The sequence below is a fragment of the Paraburkholderia tagetis genome (assembly GCF_022213065.1).
In the GTDB taxonomy this organism is placed as follows: Bacteria; Pseudomonadota; Gammaproteobacteria; order Burkholderiales; family Burkholderiaceae; genus Paraburkholderia; species Paraburkholderia tagetis.
The window spans coordinates 1-13,077 of sequence record NZ_JAKLJA010000018.1; the positions used below are offsets into that span (position 1 = coordinate 1).

Sequence of the window (13,077 nt, forward strand, 5' to 3'; positions counted from 1 at the left end):
AGCACCGGCCTTCTTTACGCCCCTCGTGTCCCGCGCTTCGCGCGGTGAAGTTCAAAAAATCGTTCCCGACGTTCGCGAGATAAACGCCTCCCGCTAAAACTCAAATAGTTCGGGACGTAACAATTGTCAAAAGCAAACAGGCAATCAGGGTCGAGCGAGGAAGATAGTGGGTGCTCAAAAGCGCTGTAAACAGAACCTTGTTAGACGAGGTGTGGCACACGGGCATCAGTCCCGATAATCCGGCGAGTGAGAGCTGTTTGTTAAAATAGGACTTATGTAATTCATCTCGCAATACAAGATTGGCTGCAACCCAAAATCGAGACGACTCGGAAAGATTGTCGTAAATCTTACGCGTTGGACCGCGCCCTTTTCGAAAGTGGGTGAGCGCCAATTCAGTAATCTCTGAGGGAGGAGGCGCAGCTTGCGAATCATAAATGCGTTGGCGGACATCGCAAAAATCATCCAGTGCTTTATGGCACGCTGAAGTTACGCGATTCAGCCGTGACTCGAGATGCGCCAATGCTTTTCGGTTTAGCTCAGGTAGATTTTCAAAATCGGTCGCAGAAATTGGTGCAGCTAGTTCTTTCTTGTCAAAGGTGGAATCGTAACCTTCGCTCAAGAGTTGTTTGGTCGGAGTATTGTCTCTTGGAAAGCGCGACTTGAAGCCGGATTCGGAGATGTTTTCTCCCGTAGCCAGCTTTATATTAACTAAAGTGAATATATGGCGCGCGCGCATGAAGCGGCTGTATTTGTATCCGCCCCTCCATTTTTCAATTGCACTTTCAAACGCCTCGAAAAGCGAGCCATGCAATTGTGGCCGAGAAATCTGGTTGACGGGCGTGCTGAGAATCGAAACTGCTTGAGAGCTGCGGGCGACGTCATTAAGAACCTGTTGAAGCGGGCCCGCGTAGGAGCTGTTGAGGGGGCAGGGGGCCGAGCGAATAGCCTCTTCAAGCAGGCCGCCCCTCGCCACTCCAAGGGCGTCAAAGTCCAAAGACATCGTTGGGTAGATGGACTTTCCGTGCACCGTTTTGATGCAGAAAACGGTTGCCACATTTCCTGACCAGGTATGACGAGCAGCCAGCCCCGGTGTACGCGGCCCAATCGGCATACCGCCTCCGCTAATGTATCAATCAGTCAGTCACACCGGTCATGATACATAACAGGGTGTATTCGCCGTATGAGTGACCCTTCAGGTAGACGGGCGCGGCGGCGGCGAGCTGCCCCGTGCGCGAGTCGGTGAGCGTGACGAACTGCGGCGCCCAGCCGACGTCGGGCGTGGCGCAGCGCGCGGCATCGAGCGCGGCGAGGAATTCGTGACGCAAAAAGGGCGTCGGCTGCGCCTGGCGCGCGAGCAGCGCGTTCCATTGCGCGGCGTCGACCTCGGCCGGTGAGCCGAGAATGCCCGTGCGATAATCGAAATGTTCCTTATTCAACTTGCGTGCCCGTTGTGGCGTGACGTGGCGTGGCATTGAGGGATGCCTGCGGCTTTGCAGGATACCGGCGGCGCCGGTTCGCCTCGTCGCGGCAAACGGTCATGGTAAAGCAAACCACCCGAACGGGTGAGGCCCCCAACTGTCCGGATGGCCCGAGCGCCTCTGTGTTCCGCCTGGGTTCCTCATCGGCCCCTCATCGGTCCCAAGCTATCGCTTATTGGTTATCCAAATGAAAGAGCGCTTCTTCAATCTCTACTCGCACGGCTTTGCACGCGTGGCCGTGGGCGTGCCGCGCTGCCGCGTGGCCGATCCGGCTTTCAATGCCGAGCAGACGCTCGCGCTCGCGCGCGAGGCCGCAGCCGGCGGCGCGGCGCTGATCGCGTTTCCGGAGCTCGGCCTGTCCGCCTATAGCTGCGACGATCTCTTTCACCAGCAGGCGCTGCTCGACGCCTGCGAGCGCGCGCTGGCGCAGATCGTCGCCGCGTCGGCGACGCTGCCGCTCGCGATGATCGTGGGCTTGCCGGTGCGCGCCGGCCATGCGGGCCATGCGCTCTTCAATTGCGCGGCGGTGGTCGCGGGCGGGCGCGTCGCGGGCGTCGTGCCCAAGAGCTACCTGCCGAACTACGGCGAGTTCTACGAGCCGCGCCAGTTCAGCGCCGCCGATTGCGCGAGCACCGACACGGTGCGTCTCGCCGGCCAGGACGTGCCGTTCGGCGCGTCGCTGCTCTTCGACGCGGCGCAGATCCCCGGCCTGCGCTTTCATGTGGAAATCTGCGAAGACGTCTGGGTGCCGATTCCGCCGTCGTCGTTCGCCGCGCTCGCGGGCGCTTCGGTGCTGGTCAATCTTTCCGCGTCGAACGTGGTGGTGGGCAAGGCGGGTTACCGGCATCAACTGGTTTCGCAGCAGTCGGCGCGCTGCCTCGCCGCGTATCTCTACACCTCGGCGGGCCAAGGCGAATCGACCACCGACATGGCCTGGGACGGCCAGTCGCTCGTCTACGAAAACGGCGAGCTGCTCGCGCAGTCCGAGCGCTTTCTGGGCGACTCGCACCTGATTTACGCCGATGTCGACCTCGACCGGCTTGCGCAGGAGCGCATCCGCCAGACCACCTTCGGCGATTCGGTGCGCCGTCATGCCGACGAAATCGCGAAGTTCCGCGTGATTCGTTGCGAGCTCGCGGGCGCCTCGGTCGGGGCTTCGGCGGGTGCAGCAGGTGCAGGAAGTGCAGCCGGCGCCTCGGCAGGCAAGGGCGCCTGGGAGCAGGAGATGCTGGCGCTCTCGCGCCGCGTCGAGCGTTTCCCTTACGTACCGGCCGACCCGAAGCGCCGCGACGAGCGCTGCAACGAGGTCTACAACATCCAGGTGCAGGCGCTCGTGCAGCGGCTCTCGCAGGCCGGCATCAAGAAGGTGGTGATCGGCGTGTCGGGCGGGCTTGACTCCACGCACGCGCTGCTCGTGTGCGCGAAGGCGATGGACCGCCTCAAGCTGCCGCGCGCCAATATCCTTGCGTACACCATGCCCGGCTTCGCGACCAGCGAGCGCACGCTGCGCCAGGCGCGCGAACTCATGACGCTCGTGGGCTGCACGGCGCGCGAGATCGACATTCGTCAGAGCTGCAAGCAGATGCTCGAAGACCTCGGCCATCCGTATTCGGCGGGCCAGGAAAGCTACGACATCACCTTCGAGAACGTGCAGGCGGGCGAGCGCACGAGCCATCTGTTCCGCCTCGCCAACTTCAATCACGCAATCGTGATCGGCACGGGCGATCTTTCCGAGCTTGCGCTCGGCTGGTGCACCTACGGCGTGGGCGATCACATGTCGCACTACAACGTGAACGCCAGCGTGCCGAAGACGCTCATCACGCACCTCGTGCGCTGGGTCGCGGAGACGGGGCAAATTGGCCAGAACGGGGAGAGCGGACGCGACGTGCTCGAAGCGATTCTCGCCACCGACATCAGCCCCGAGCTGATTCCGGGCAAGACCGATGGTGCGCCCGAGCAGAAGACCGAAAGCACGATCGGCCCGTACGAGTTGCAGGACTTCAACCTCTACTACACGCTGCGCTTTGGTTTCGCGCCTTCGAAGGTCGCGTTCCTCGCGCGCCATGCGTGGCGCGACCGCGAGACGGGCGCCTGGCCCGAGAATGCGAAGGTCGCGCGCAACCAGTACGACCTCGCGACCATCAAGCGTAACCTGCGCATCTTCCTCGACCGCTTCTTCCGCACGAGCCAGTTCAAGCGCACCTGCATTCCGAATGCGCCGAAGGTGGGCTCGGGCGGCTCGCTCTCGCCGCGTGGCGACTGGCGCGCGCCGAGCGATTCGGAGTCGGCTGTGTGGCTCGCGGATCTCGAGCGCGTGCCCGATCAGGAGCGCGCAATCGCGCCGCCGCCCGCCGCCGCGTCTTGAAATGGGTGCACACAGCGTAAAATCGCAGGACCATCGCCGCATCGCCGGCCGGCGACAGATCGGCCGGGCCCAGGCCGGACCCGGGTCGGGCCCAGGCCGGACCCACCCAGGCCGCCACCCCACGGCGGCCGACAAGTCACAGATAATCCGCAAATAAACCGAGTCAGACGAGGATCGTCATGAAACGCATCACAGCCGTCATCAAACCGTTCAAGCTCGACGAAGTGCGCGAGGCGCTCGCCGAAGTGGGCCTCACGGGCCTGACCGTCACCGAAGTGAAGGGCTTTGGCCGCCAGAAGGGCCACACGGAGCTCTACCGCGGCGCCGAGTACGTGGTGGACTTCCTGCCCAAGGTGAAGATCGAAGTGGTAGTCGCCAACGCGCAGACCGACCAGGTGATCGACGCGATCATCGGCGCGGCCCGCACGGGCAAGATCGGTGACGGCAAGATTTTCGTCACTGACGTCGAGCGCGTGATCCGCATCCGCACCGGCGAAGAGGACGAAGCGGCGGTCTGAGGCGGCCGCGCGTCAGCCTTCGCGGCACCATTGCAACGAAGAAAGAAGAAGGGGACGGCGCCGCTCGCACGGCCCGTCCCCGCCATAAAAAACGGTGCGATACCCGTTTGGATACCGCACCGATACGCGCCTCTCGCAGCAGCGTGAAAACGTCGATATAGCTGTTCTGTCCAGGCTCGTTGCGAATTAGAACGAGTGCTGGATGCCTGCGTACACGCCAGTCTGGCTGTGGCCCGGCAGCGGGTTGCCCGTGTCGGCGCCAAGCCCCGGGCCGTTCGCGTTCAGACCGAAGTTGGCCGACTTGCTGTTGCGCACCGTTGCCACCTGGAGGTCGAGCAGCGTGCGCTTGGACAGGTTGTACGAACCGCCGACCGTGTACAGCGTGGCGTTGCCGCCGCCGTTGTTCGCGTTGACGTGATAGACCGCGGCGATCAGCGCGGCTGCCGGCGTGGCTTGCCACGTCACGCCGCCCCACTCGTGATCGAGCGTGGTCGGCTGGCCGGGCAACGTGAACGCGCCATTCATGCCCGACGTGCGGATGGCCTGGTAGCCGCCCTGAACCTTGAACGGACCGAGGAACACGTTCGCCATGACCGTGTATTCGCGCGACGCGGTGAACGGACCGCCGGTCTGGCCGGTGGAGGCGTCGGTGATGGTCGGGTCGCCGTTGAGTCGGCCGTTGATCGGGTTGCGGATTTCGTCGTACAGGCCGCGGATCTGGAACAGCGAGCTCGTGTAAGTGAGCTGCAGGCCGTCCTCACGACCCTGGCTGGTCGTGCCGTTGCCGTTCCAGCTCGTGGCGTTCGAGAACGAGTACTGGCCATACACGTCGAAGCCGTAGAACTTCGGCGACTGATACGAAATGTTGTTGCTCGACTGCGGCCAGTTGCGGCCACGAACCATCGATGCCGACGACCAGTTCGACTGGCCGAACGGGTCGAAGTCCCAAATGCCGTTCGAGATGAACAGTTCGCGGCCCAACAGCAGCGTGCCGTAGTTGTCGTTGGCCATACCGACCGTTGCCCAGCGATTGAAGAGACCGCCGCCGCCCGGGCCTTGACCGGTTGCCGTGCTGAAGCTGCCTTCCAACTGGAAGAGTGCCTTGTTGCCGGCGCCGAGGTCTTCAACGCCCTTCATGCCCCAGAGGCTGGTGCCCCAGTAGCCGCTTTCGAGCTGCACCTGGCTGGTGCCGTGCGTGGCGCGGCCCAGTGCGTCGCTGCCGGCGCCGATGCCGTTCATGTACGCCACACCCGCGTCCAGGCGGCCGTATAGGGTCACGCTGCTTTGCGCATGCGCGACCACGCCAGCCGACATCAACGCCGCGGCGAGCAGAGCTTTCTTCATCATCTCCTCCATACCCTGTCAAAGAGTCAACCTAAGTACTGCGAAAGACGTCCGCGCCTTCGGGGTGCTGCGGACAGAAATTGTCGCGTTGGGAGCGTGACCCAAGGATCGGCGGACGGTAAACGCTGCGAGCAGGACAAACTGTTCGAGTCGTCTTGCAGATCCCCTGGTTGACTGGCATCTCCCGTTCTTATTTGAAGTGAAACTACTTTTAATGAACTTTGTTTTGCTACTTTGGTTACTAATTTAGCAAAAAAGACTGACGCTGGCGACCGAAATCGCTTGTGGGTGGCGGGGTGTCGCCAAATTGCCATACGTGTTTCCTGGATGGTGGTCAGCACGATCTGAAAAGTATGTCTAAACCCTTATAGGACAAGGCACACACGTCGGCTGGCGGAGGATCTTCAGGATTGCCACTATTGACGCGAAATATCGTCAGGCGTAGGGCGAAAGGCGCGAATTCGACGCGCCACGAGGGCTGTCGAGCGGGATTTGAATGAAAAAAGAAAAGGCGCTGAAAGCGCCTTGAAATACTACTTTTACTACATCGTCGGGACCGGATGTAGTCGACTACATGCGGGCCGCCTTACCTGGTAAGGCCGCTTACTTGAGACTGCCCGAGAGGAATTGCCGCAGGCGCTCGCTCTTCGGGCTGGCGAAGACTTCGCCCGGCACGCCTTCTTCCTCCACGCGGCCCTGGTGCAGGAACATCACATGGTTCGAGACGTTGCGCGCGAAACCCATCTCGTGCGTCACGACGATCATCGTGCGGCCTTCCTCGGCGAGCTTCTGCATCACCTTGAGCACTTCGCCCACGAGTTCGGGGTCGAGCGCGGACGTGGGCTCGTCGAACAGCATCACGTCAGGGTTCATGGCGAGCGCGCGTGCGATCGCCACGCGCTGCTGCTGGCCGCCCGAGAGGTGCGAGGGGTACTGCTTCTCCACGCGCGGCGCGAGACCGACCTTCTCCAGATAGGTGCGCGCGCGGTCCTCGGCTTCCTTGCGCGAGATGCCGAGCACGTGCACGGGTGCCTCGATCACGTTTTCGAGTACGTTCATGTGCGACCACAGGTTGAAGTGCTGGAACACCATCGCGAGCTTGGTGCGCACGCGCTGCAATTGCTTCGCGTCGGCGGCGTGCAGCGCGCCGGTGCGCCTGTCGGCGCGGGTCGCCACTTCCTCGCCATCGACGATGATGCGGCCCGAGTTGGGCTGCTCGAGGAAGTTAATGCAACGCAGCATCGTGCTCTTGCCCGAGCCGGACGAGCCGATCACGCTGATCACGTCGCCGGCGTTCGCCTTGAGCGAGACGCCCTTCAGGACTTCATGGTCGCCGTACTTCTTGTGGAGCGAGTCGACGAAAAGTTTTTGCTTCTGGGAATTCATCAAATACCTCGGTGCGGGCTCACTTGCCCTCACTTACCTTGGGGTCGCAGATACGCGAGCCAGCGGCGCTCGGCCTGGCGGAACAGCCACACGAGCGTGAAAGAAATGATCAGGTACAGCAGGGCGGCGATGCCGAAGGCGCCGAACGACTGGTAGGTCGCCGAGTTCACGTCGCGCGCGATCTTCAGGATGTCGGGCACGGTGGCCGTGAACGCCACGGTCGTCGCGTGCAGCATCAGGATGACTTCGTTGCTGTAGTAGGGCAACGCGCGGCGCAGCGCCGAAGGCAGGATCACGCGGCGGTACAGCGTGAATTGCGACATCCCGTAGGCGCGCGCCGCTTCGATCTCGCCGTAGGGGGTCGCCTTGATCGCGCCCGCAAAGATTTCGGTGGTGTATGCACAGGTGTTGAGCGCAAACGCGAGCAGCGTGCAGTTCATGCCGCTTCTGAAGAACGCGCTCGTGAGCTCGTGGTTGCGGATGATGTCCAGGCTATAGAGGCCGGTGTAGCAGAGCAGCAACTGCACGTAGAGCGGTGTGCCGCGGAACACATAGGTATAGAGCCACACGAGCGTGGAAAGCCACTTGCGCTTCGAGACGCGCGCGACGGCGAGCGGCACCGAGAGGCAAAAGCCGATGCCGATCGAGATCACGAGCAGCCACGCCGTGACGGCGACGCCGGTGAGATGATAGCCGTCGGTGAAGAGGTAGTTGCGCCAGTACTGCTGGATCAGTTGGACGAAGTCTTGCATGGTCTTGGCCTCGCGCGTTTCAGAGATCCGCTTTGCGCACGCCCGTGGAGTAGCGCTTGTCGAGATACATCAGCACGAAGTTCGAGACAGTCGTGATGACGAGGTAGATCGCGCCTGCGAGCAGGGTGAAGAAGAAGAAACGCAGGGTGCCCTTGCCGGCGTCCTGGCTTGCCTTCACGACGTCGGCCAAGCCGATGATCGAGACGAGCGCCGTGGACTTCACGAGCACCTGCCAGTTGTTGCCGATGCCGGGCAGGGCGAAGCGCATCATCTGCGGGAACATGACGCGCGCGAACACCTGCCAGTTGGTCATGCCGTAGGCGTGGCCCGCTTCGAGCTGACCGCGCGGCACCGCGAGAAAGGCGCCGCGGAAGGTCTCGGTGAAGTACGCGCCGTAGATGAAGCCCAGCACGATCACGCCCGCGAGGAACGGGTCGATGTCGATCTGGTCCCAGCCGAGGTGGTCAGTGAGCATGTTCAGCCAGATCTGGATGCTGTAGAAGAGCAGCAGCATCAGCACGAGATCGGGCACGCCGCGAATGAGCGTGGTATAGGCCGTGCCCGCGCCATAGACGACACGGTTTTTCGAGAGCTTCGCCGCCGCGCCGATCAGCCCGAGCAGGAACGAGAGCACGAGCGAGAGCACCGAGAGCTTGACGGTCTGCCAGGTGCCGGCGAGGATCAGCGGGCCGTAGCCTTGAAGAAACATAGGTGAGTCCTCGACGGGGCGTCTCGACGCTGGACGGCGCCCCGCGAAAGGCGCGGCAGAGGCTGCCGCGGTTCAAGTCGGTTCATGCGCGGCCGGCGAGGCTGGCCGCGTGCTTCGCGACGGCGGCGCCGGTGGGCGCCGTGTGTCTCCGTCTTTGGTTTCTCTGCTTACTTGCCTTTGTAGATATCGAAGTCGAAATACTGCCTGGCGAGCTTGTCGAACGTGCCGTCCTTGTGGATCGCGGCCAGTGCGGCATTGAATTGTGCCTTCAGATCGGTATCTTGCTTGCGCAGGCCGATCGCGGTGCCGTCGCCGATGGTCGCGGGATCTTCCACCGCCTGGCCCGCCCACGCGAAGCCCTTGCCGCGCGGTGTCTTCAGGAAGCCGACGTCGGCCTGGACCTCGTCCTGGAGCGTCGCATCGAGGCGCCCCGACATCAAGTCCTGATACACCTGATCCTGATTCTGGTACGACACGACGTTCACGCCCTTGCCGGCCCAGTGCGCCTTCGCGTAGGCCTCCTGGGTCGAGCCTTGTTCGACGCCCACGTTCTTGCCCTTGAGCGAGGCCACGGTGGGCAGGAGCGGGGAGCCCGCCTTCGCGAGCATGCGCGCGGGCGCGTCGAACGTCTTGTCGGAGTAGTCGATCTGCTGGCGGCGCTGGTCGGTGATGGACAGCGACGAGACGATCGCGTCGAACTTGCGGGCCTTGAGCGCCGGAATGATGCCGTCGAGGTCGCTCTCGACCCAGACGCACTTCACGTTCATGCGCGCGCAGAGCGCCTTGGTCAGGTCGACGTCGAAACCGACGATCTGGCCGCTGGCATTCTTGGACTCGAACGGCGGATAGCTCGCATCGACGCCGATGCGCACGGTCTTCCATTCCCTGGCTGCGGCGCTGCCCGCCACAAGGGCGAGCGCGAGGCACACTGCAAACTTCTTCATCATTCTCCTGTCGACCGGAGTTCGCGCTTTAGCGCATGACTCTGGTCCCATGCAAAGCTGATACGACGGGCGCGGCACCGTGTGAGTGCCGCGTAGCAAGGGCGCCGGGTCGGCGCCGTTCGACGTTTGCCTCGAGACCTCGATGTCTTAAGGTCTTGAGGTCTGCCCGAGAGCCACTTGAGAGCGGACGACGGTCCTCTCTCGTGCGGGCCGGCTCGTGACCGGGCGCCGTCATTTTAGGCGATCAAAAATACGGGTCGGACGCGTACTGCGCCGGTGGCCAGCATGTGCCGGTGCGGGGCCTCTATACCGGGGCCGTGGCTCAAGCCGAGCGGGCCGTCCCAAACGGGCCGTCCCGAAAAGCGCGGTATTTTACCCGAAGCGGAAGCCGGCGCGGTCGGCCACTGTGTGGCGTGTGGCTTCGGCCTGACAGAGTTTCGCTATGGCCCAAGCCCGGCCCGCAATGAAAAACGCCGCAGGATTGCGTCCCGCGGCGTTTTGCCGATAGCGGATAAACCGGACTCACGCACGGCCCGGCCGCCTGGCCGTGCCGCGCGAGGCCAGGCCAGGCGCTTACTGCGCCGCCGGCGCCGAGGCCGCACCCGTGCCCGCACCATTGTGGTCCTTCTGGTGCTGCTCCCAGCGCTCGTGGATCTTCTCGCGGCGCTGCTCCATCTTCGCGAAGCGTTCCTTGAGCGCGGAGCTCACGGTGGTCTTCTGCTGATCGTTCAGCCCGTTATAGAAGGTGAGCCAGGCTTGCGCGGTCTGCTCGTGCAGTTGCGCGTCCTGCTGCTCGATCTTTTGGTGCGCCGTGTGCAGCGCGTTCATGTCGAGGATCGGCTGGTTCTTCATCGAGTCGAACTGCTGCTTGATCTGCTCGTGATTCTTGCGCATGGCCTCATGGTTCTGCTTCATGGTGTCGAGCGCGGCTTGCCATTGCTTTTCCTGCGCGGCGTTCAGGTTCAGCTTGTCGTGCAGCTTCTTGAAACCCATCATGAAGTCGCCGTGCATGCCGTGGCCGCCATGCATGCCCGGACCGCCGTGCATCATGCCGGCGCTGGCCGGGGGCGGCGTTTGGGCATTGGCCTGGGCATTGGCGGCGGTGGCGCCAAAGCTGAGTGCGAGCGAGGCAGCGGCGATGGCGAGAAGGCGCGAAGTCGTCTTATACATAGTGATGCTCCTGACAAATCCTTGAAGGTGTCCGGTCTGGCACGGCGCCACAGGAAGTTGGGGGCGTCCGCAACCGGTGTCCCTAGCGTATAGAGCGCACGGGCGCCGCGTGTTACGGCCCCGACCGCTGGCATTACGCGACATTACATGCGCCTTTCGTGGTAACACCTGGTAACCCAAAGCGCGTCCGTGTAAGCAAACGGCTTTCCCGTGCGCGTTACACTTCGTCCATGGCTACTCAAATTCTGGTCGTCGACGACGACGTCGAACTGCGCGACCTGCTGCGCGACTATCTGGCGCGGCAGGGCATTGAAGTGTCGGTGCTGCACGATGCGGGCTCGCTCGAGCGGCGGCTCGAGCGCGAGCGCCCCGACCTGATCGTGCTCGATCTCATGATGCCCGGTGTGGACGGGCTCACCGCGCTGCGCAAGCTGCGCGCGTCGGGCGACGATATTCCCGTCATCATGCTGACCGCCCGCGCGGACGACGTGGACCGCATCGTCGGCCTCGAACTCGGCGCCGACGACTATCTCGGCAAGCCCTTCAACCCGCGCGAGCTGCTCGCGCGCGTGCAGGCGGTGCTGCGCCGGCGCCGCACGGTGCCCTCGGCCGCCGCGCCCGAGCAGCGCGAGCCGTTCTCGTTCGGCCGCTTCGTGCTCGACTTCCAGTCGCGCACGCTGCAGCAGGAAGGTAAGCCCATCATGCTCTCGGGCAGCGAGTTCGCGCTCCTGAAGATCTTTGTGAATCACCCGATGCGCACGCTCACGCGCGAGCGCCTGCTCGAACTGCTGCACGGTCCGGAGTACGACGGCACCGACCGCGGCATCGACGTGCAGGTGTGGCGCCTGCGCCGCATCCTCGAGACCGACCCGTCCACGCCGCGCTTCATCCAGACAGTGCGCGGCCGCGGCTATGTCTTCGTGCCGGATGGCGAGCAGAACAGCCATGCGCCGGCCGGTTGATTCGCTGTTCGGGCGCTTCGCGCTGCTCTTCATCGGCGTTCTGCTCTTGTCTCACGTCGCATGGTTCGCGCTGATGCGCCTCGAGCGCGACCAGATGCGCTCGAGCTACGCGGTGGAAGAAGCGGTATTCCTCGTCGATGCCGTGCGTCAGCACGTGCAGCGCGAGCCCAATCAGCCGCTGCCCTCGCGCGTGCGGCTCGTCGACCCCGCGAGCGTCGAGGTGCCGGAGCTCCGGCGTGACATGCCCACCAGCCTGCGCCGTTTCATCGACGACTTGCGCGATCGCATGCCGGCCGGCACCGAGGTGCGTATCGGCCCGCCCGGGCATCCGCCCATGCTGTGGGTGCGCGGTCCCCAGGACGCGCGCTGGATCGTGGTGCCGGCGCAGCCGCTGCGCCTGATGCGGCCGATCGACCGCGCGATACCCTGGTTCATCATCATCTTCTCGGCGGCGGTGATCGCGGCGCTGGTGGCCGCCTGGATGCTCCAGCAGCCGCTGCGCGCGCTCGTCCAGGCGGTCGCGCGCTTCGGGCGTGGCCAGCCGGTGCCGCCACTCGCCGAGCGCGGCCCGCGCGAGATGCGCCAGCTCACGCGCGGCTTCAACCAGATGGTGAAGGAAGTCGAGCGCACCGAGAAAGACCGCGCGGTCATGCTCGCAGGCGTCGCGCACGACCTGAAGACGCCGCTCGCGCGCTTGCGCCTGCGCGCCGAAATGATGGACGAGCAAAAGGTGCGCGACGGCGTGGTGCGCGACGTGGACTCGATGGCGCATATCGTCGACCAGTTTCTGGTGTTCGCGCACGATGGCGCCGACCGCAGCGAGCCCGTCGAAGTGGACGACCAGTGCGAGCGCATCGCACGCAACTACCGCACGGTGGGCGGCGAGACGCTCGTCATCGAGCGGCGCCTGAAAGCCGGCGCGGCCTTCCGCCTGCCCGCGGCCACGCTGGAGCGGCTCGTGTCGAACCTGCTCGACAATGCGCACGCCTATGGCGCGCCGCCCGTGGTGATCGAGACCTCGCGCGGCGGGGATGCGTTCACGCTGACCGTGCGCGACCACGGCAAGGGCATTGCCGACCAGGATCTCACACAGGCGAGCCGGCCGTTCGTGCGGCTCGATCCGGCGCGCGGCGGCAATGGCCATAGCGGTCTGGGCCTTGCGATCGTCGAGCGGCTCGTGCGTCGCGCGGGCGGGGAAATCGCCATCGGCAATGGCGAGAGCGGCGGCCTCGAAGTGCGCATGACGTTTCCGGTCGAGGTGGTCGAGCGTACGGTCGCCGAGGCGGCACAGATCTGGTGAGCGCCGGCGCGCGGCGCATATCGATTGGGGAATGTGCGGCGGGCGCCCGGCGCATGTGCCTGGCCGGAGCCGACCGCGAGAACACTACTGAACTGAAAAACTACCGATGCGGGAACAGCCTGAATGGCGGGGTTGCCGTGGTGGCCGGC

General features: G+C 64.0%; 11 protein-coding genes and 1 pseudogene. 4 read left to right on the forward strand and 8 right to left on the reverse strand.

Annotated elements, in window-relative coordinates; translation table 11 throughout:
• Positions 1-100 precede the first annotated feature (100 nt).
• Positions 101-1,111, reverse strand: coding sequence for a hypothetical protein (locus L5014_RS20490; protein WP_238465580.1), 1,011 nt, complete (start codon positions 1,109-1,111; stop codon positions 101-103).
• 58 nt (positions 1,112-1,169) lie between these two features.
• Positions 1,170-1,436 (reverse strand): annotated as a pseudogene (locus L5014_RS20495) (peptidogalycan biosysnthesis protein); the annotation flags it as partial.
• Positions 1,437-1,665: 229 nt separating this feature from the next.
• On the opposite strand from L5014_RS20495, the gene L5014_RS20500 reads away from it, so the two are divergent.
• Complete coding sequence (locus tag L5014_RS20500; RefSeq protein WP_238465581.1) at positions 1,666-3,843, forward strand: NAD(+) synthase; 2,178 nt, start codon at positions 1,666-1,668, stop codon at positions 3,841-3,843.
• Between the two features lie 179 nt (positions 3,844-4,022).
• Positions 4,023-4,361: a P-II family nitrogen regulator gene (locus L5014_RS20505; RefSeq protein ID WP_238465582.1), complete on the forward strand. Its 339-nt coding sequence runs from the start codon at positions 4,023-4,025 to the stop codon at positions 4,359-4,361.
• A gap of 186 nt (positions 4,362-4,547) precedes the next feature.
• Here the strand turns inward: L5014_RS20505 and L5014_RS20510 are convergent, their stop codons facing one another.
• From L5014_RS20510 to L5014_RS20535, 6 genes are all read right to left on the reverse strand, one after another.
• Entirely contained in the window at positions 4,548-5,705 is a 1,158-nt protein-coding gene (locus L5014_RS20510; protein ID WP_238465675.1) for a porin, read from the reverse strand.
• A gap of 603 nt (positions 5,706-6,308) precedes the next feature.
• On the reverse strand, positions 6,309-7,091 hold the full coding sequence (locus L5014_RS20515; protein WP_238465583.1) for an ABC transporter ATP-binding protein: 783 nt from the start codon (positions 7,089-7,091) through the stop codon (positions 6,309-6,311).
• A gap of 29 nt (positions 7,092-7,120) precedes the next feature.
• Positions 7,121-7,843 carry an ABC transporter permease gene (locus tag L5014_RS20520; protein ID WP_238465584.1) on the reverse strand — a complete coding sequence of 241 codons (723 nt, stop codon included), beginning with the start codon at positions 7,841-7,843 and terminating at the stop codon, positions 7,121-7,123.
• Between the two features lie 19 nt (positions 7,844-7,862).
• Positions 7,863-8,552 (reverse strand): ABC transporter permease, encoded by a 690-nt coding sequence (locus tag L5014_RS20525; protein WP_238465585.1) that lies wholly within the window; start codon positions 8,550-8,552, stop codon positions 7,863-7,865.
• Positions 8,553-8,719: 167 nt separating this feature from the next.
• Positions 8,720-9,496 carry an ABC transporter substrate-binding protein gene (locus L5014_RS20530; protein ID WP_238465676.1) on the reverse strand — a complete coding sequence of 259 codons (777 nt, stop codon included), beginning with the start codon at positions 9,494-9,496 and terminating at the stop codon, positions 8,720-8,722.
• A gap of 573 nt (positions 9,497-10,069) precedes the next feature.
• Positions 10,070-10,666 (reverse strand): Spy/CpxP family protein refolding chaperone, encoded by a 597-nt coding sequence (locus L5014_RS20535; protein WP_238465586.1) that lies wholly within the window; start codon positions 10,664-10,666, stop codon positions 10,070-10,072.
• A 230-nt stretch (positions 10,667-10,896) separates the two neighbouring features.
• Between L5014_RS20535 and L5014_RS20540 the strand changes: the two genes are divergently transcribed.
• On the forward strand, positions 10,897-11,628 hold the full coding sequence (locus L5014_RS20540) for a response regulator (RefSeq protein ID WP_035527335.1): 732 nt from the start codon (positions 10,897-10,899) through the stop codon (positions 11,626-11,628).
• The gene (locus L5014_RS20545) at positions 11,612-12,928 is read left to right on the forward strand and encodes an ATP-binding protein (protein ID WP_238465587.1); all 1,317 of its coding nucleotides are present in this window, start codon (positions 11,612-11,614) and stop codon (positions 12,926-12,928) included. Before L5014_RS20540 ends, L5014_RS20545 begins: the two co-directional genes overlap by 17 nt.
• The last annotated feature ends 149 nt before the right edge of the window (positions 12,929-13,077 follow it).

What these genes read in the sequence shown, in the direction of transcription:
- L5014_RS20525 (WP_238465585.1), bottom strand. Translation starts at nt 8,552, where the DNA reads ATGTTTCTTCAAGGCTACGGCCCGCTGATCCTCGCCGGCACCTGGCAG.
- L5014_RS20490 (WP_238465580.1), bottom strand. Translation starts at nt 1,111, where the DNA reads ATGCCGATTGGGCCGCGTACACCGGGGCTGGCTGCTCGTCATACCTGG.
- L5014_RS20520 (WP_238465584.1), bottom strand. Translation starts at nt 7,843, where the DNA reads ATGCAAGACTTCGTCCAACTGATCCAGCAGTACTGGCGCAACTACCTC.
- L5014_RS20545 (WP_238465587.1), top strand. Translation starts at nt 11,612, where the DNA reads ATGCGCCGGCCGGTTGATTCGCTGTTCGGGCGCTTCGCGCTGCTCTTC.
- L5014_RS20535 (WP_238465586.1), bottom strand. Translation starts at nt 10,666, where the DNA reads ATGTATAAGACGACTTCGCGCCTTCTCGCCATCGCCGCTGCCTCGCTC.
- L5014_RS20500 (WP_238465581.1), top strand. Translation starts at nt 1,666, where the DNA reads ATGAAAGAGCGCTTCTTCAATCTCTACTCGCACGGCTTTGCACGCGTG.
- L5014_RS20505 (WP_238465582.1), top strand. Translation starts at nt 4,023, where the DNA reads ATGAAACGCATCACAGCCGTCATCAAACCGTTCAAGCTCGACGAAGTG.
- L5014_RS20540 (WP_035527335.1), top strand. Translation starts at nt 10,897, where the DNA reads ATGGCTACTCAAATTCTGGTCGTCGACGACGACGTCGAACTGCGCGAC.
- L5014_RS20510 (WP_238465675.1), bottom strand. Translation starts at nt 5,705, where the DNA reads ATGAAGAAAGCTCTGCTCGCCGCGGCGTTGATGTCGGCTGGCGTGGTC.
- L5014_RS20530 (WP_238465676.1), bottom strand. Translation starts at nt 9,496, where the DNA reads ATGAAGAAGTTTGCAGTGTGCCTCGCGCTCGCCCTTGTGGCGGGCAGC.
- L5014_RS20515 (WP_238465583.1), bottom strand. Translation starts at nt 7,091, where the DNA reads ATGAATTCCCAGAAGCAAAAACTTTTCGTCGACTCGCTCCACAAGAAG.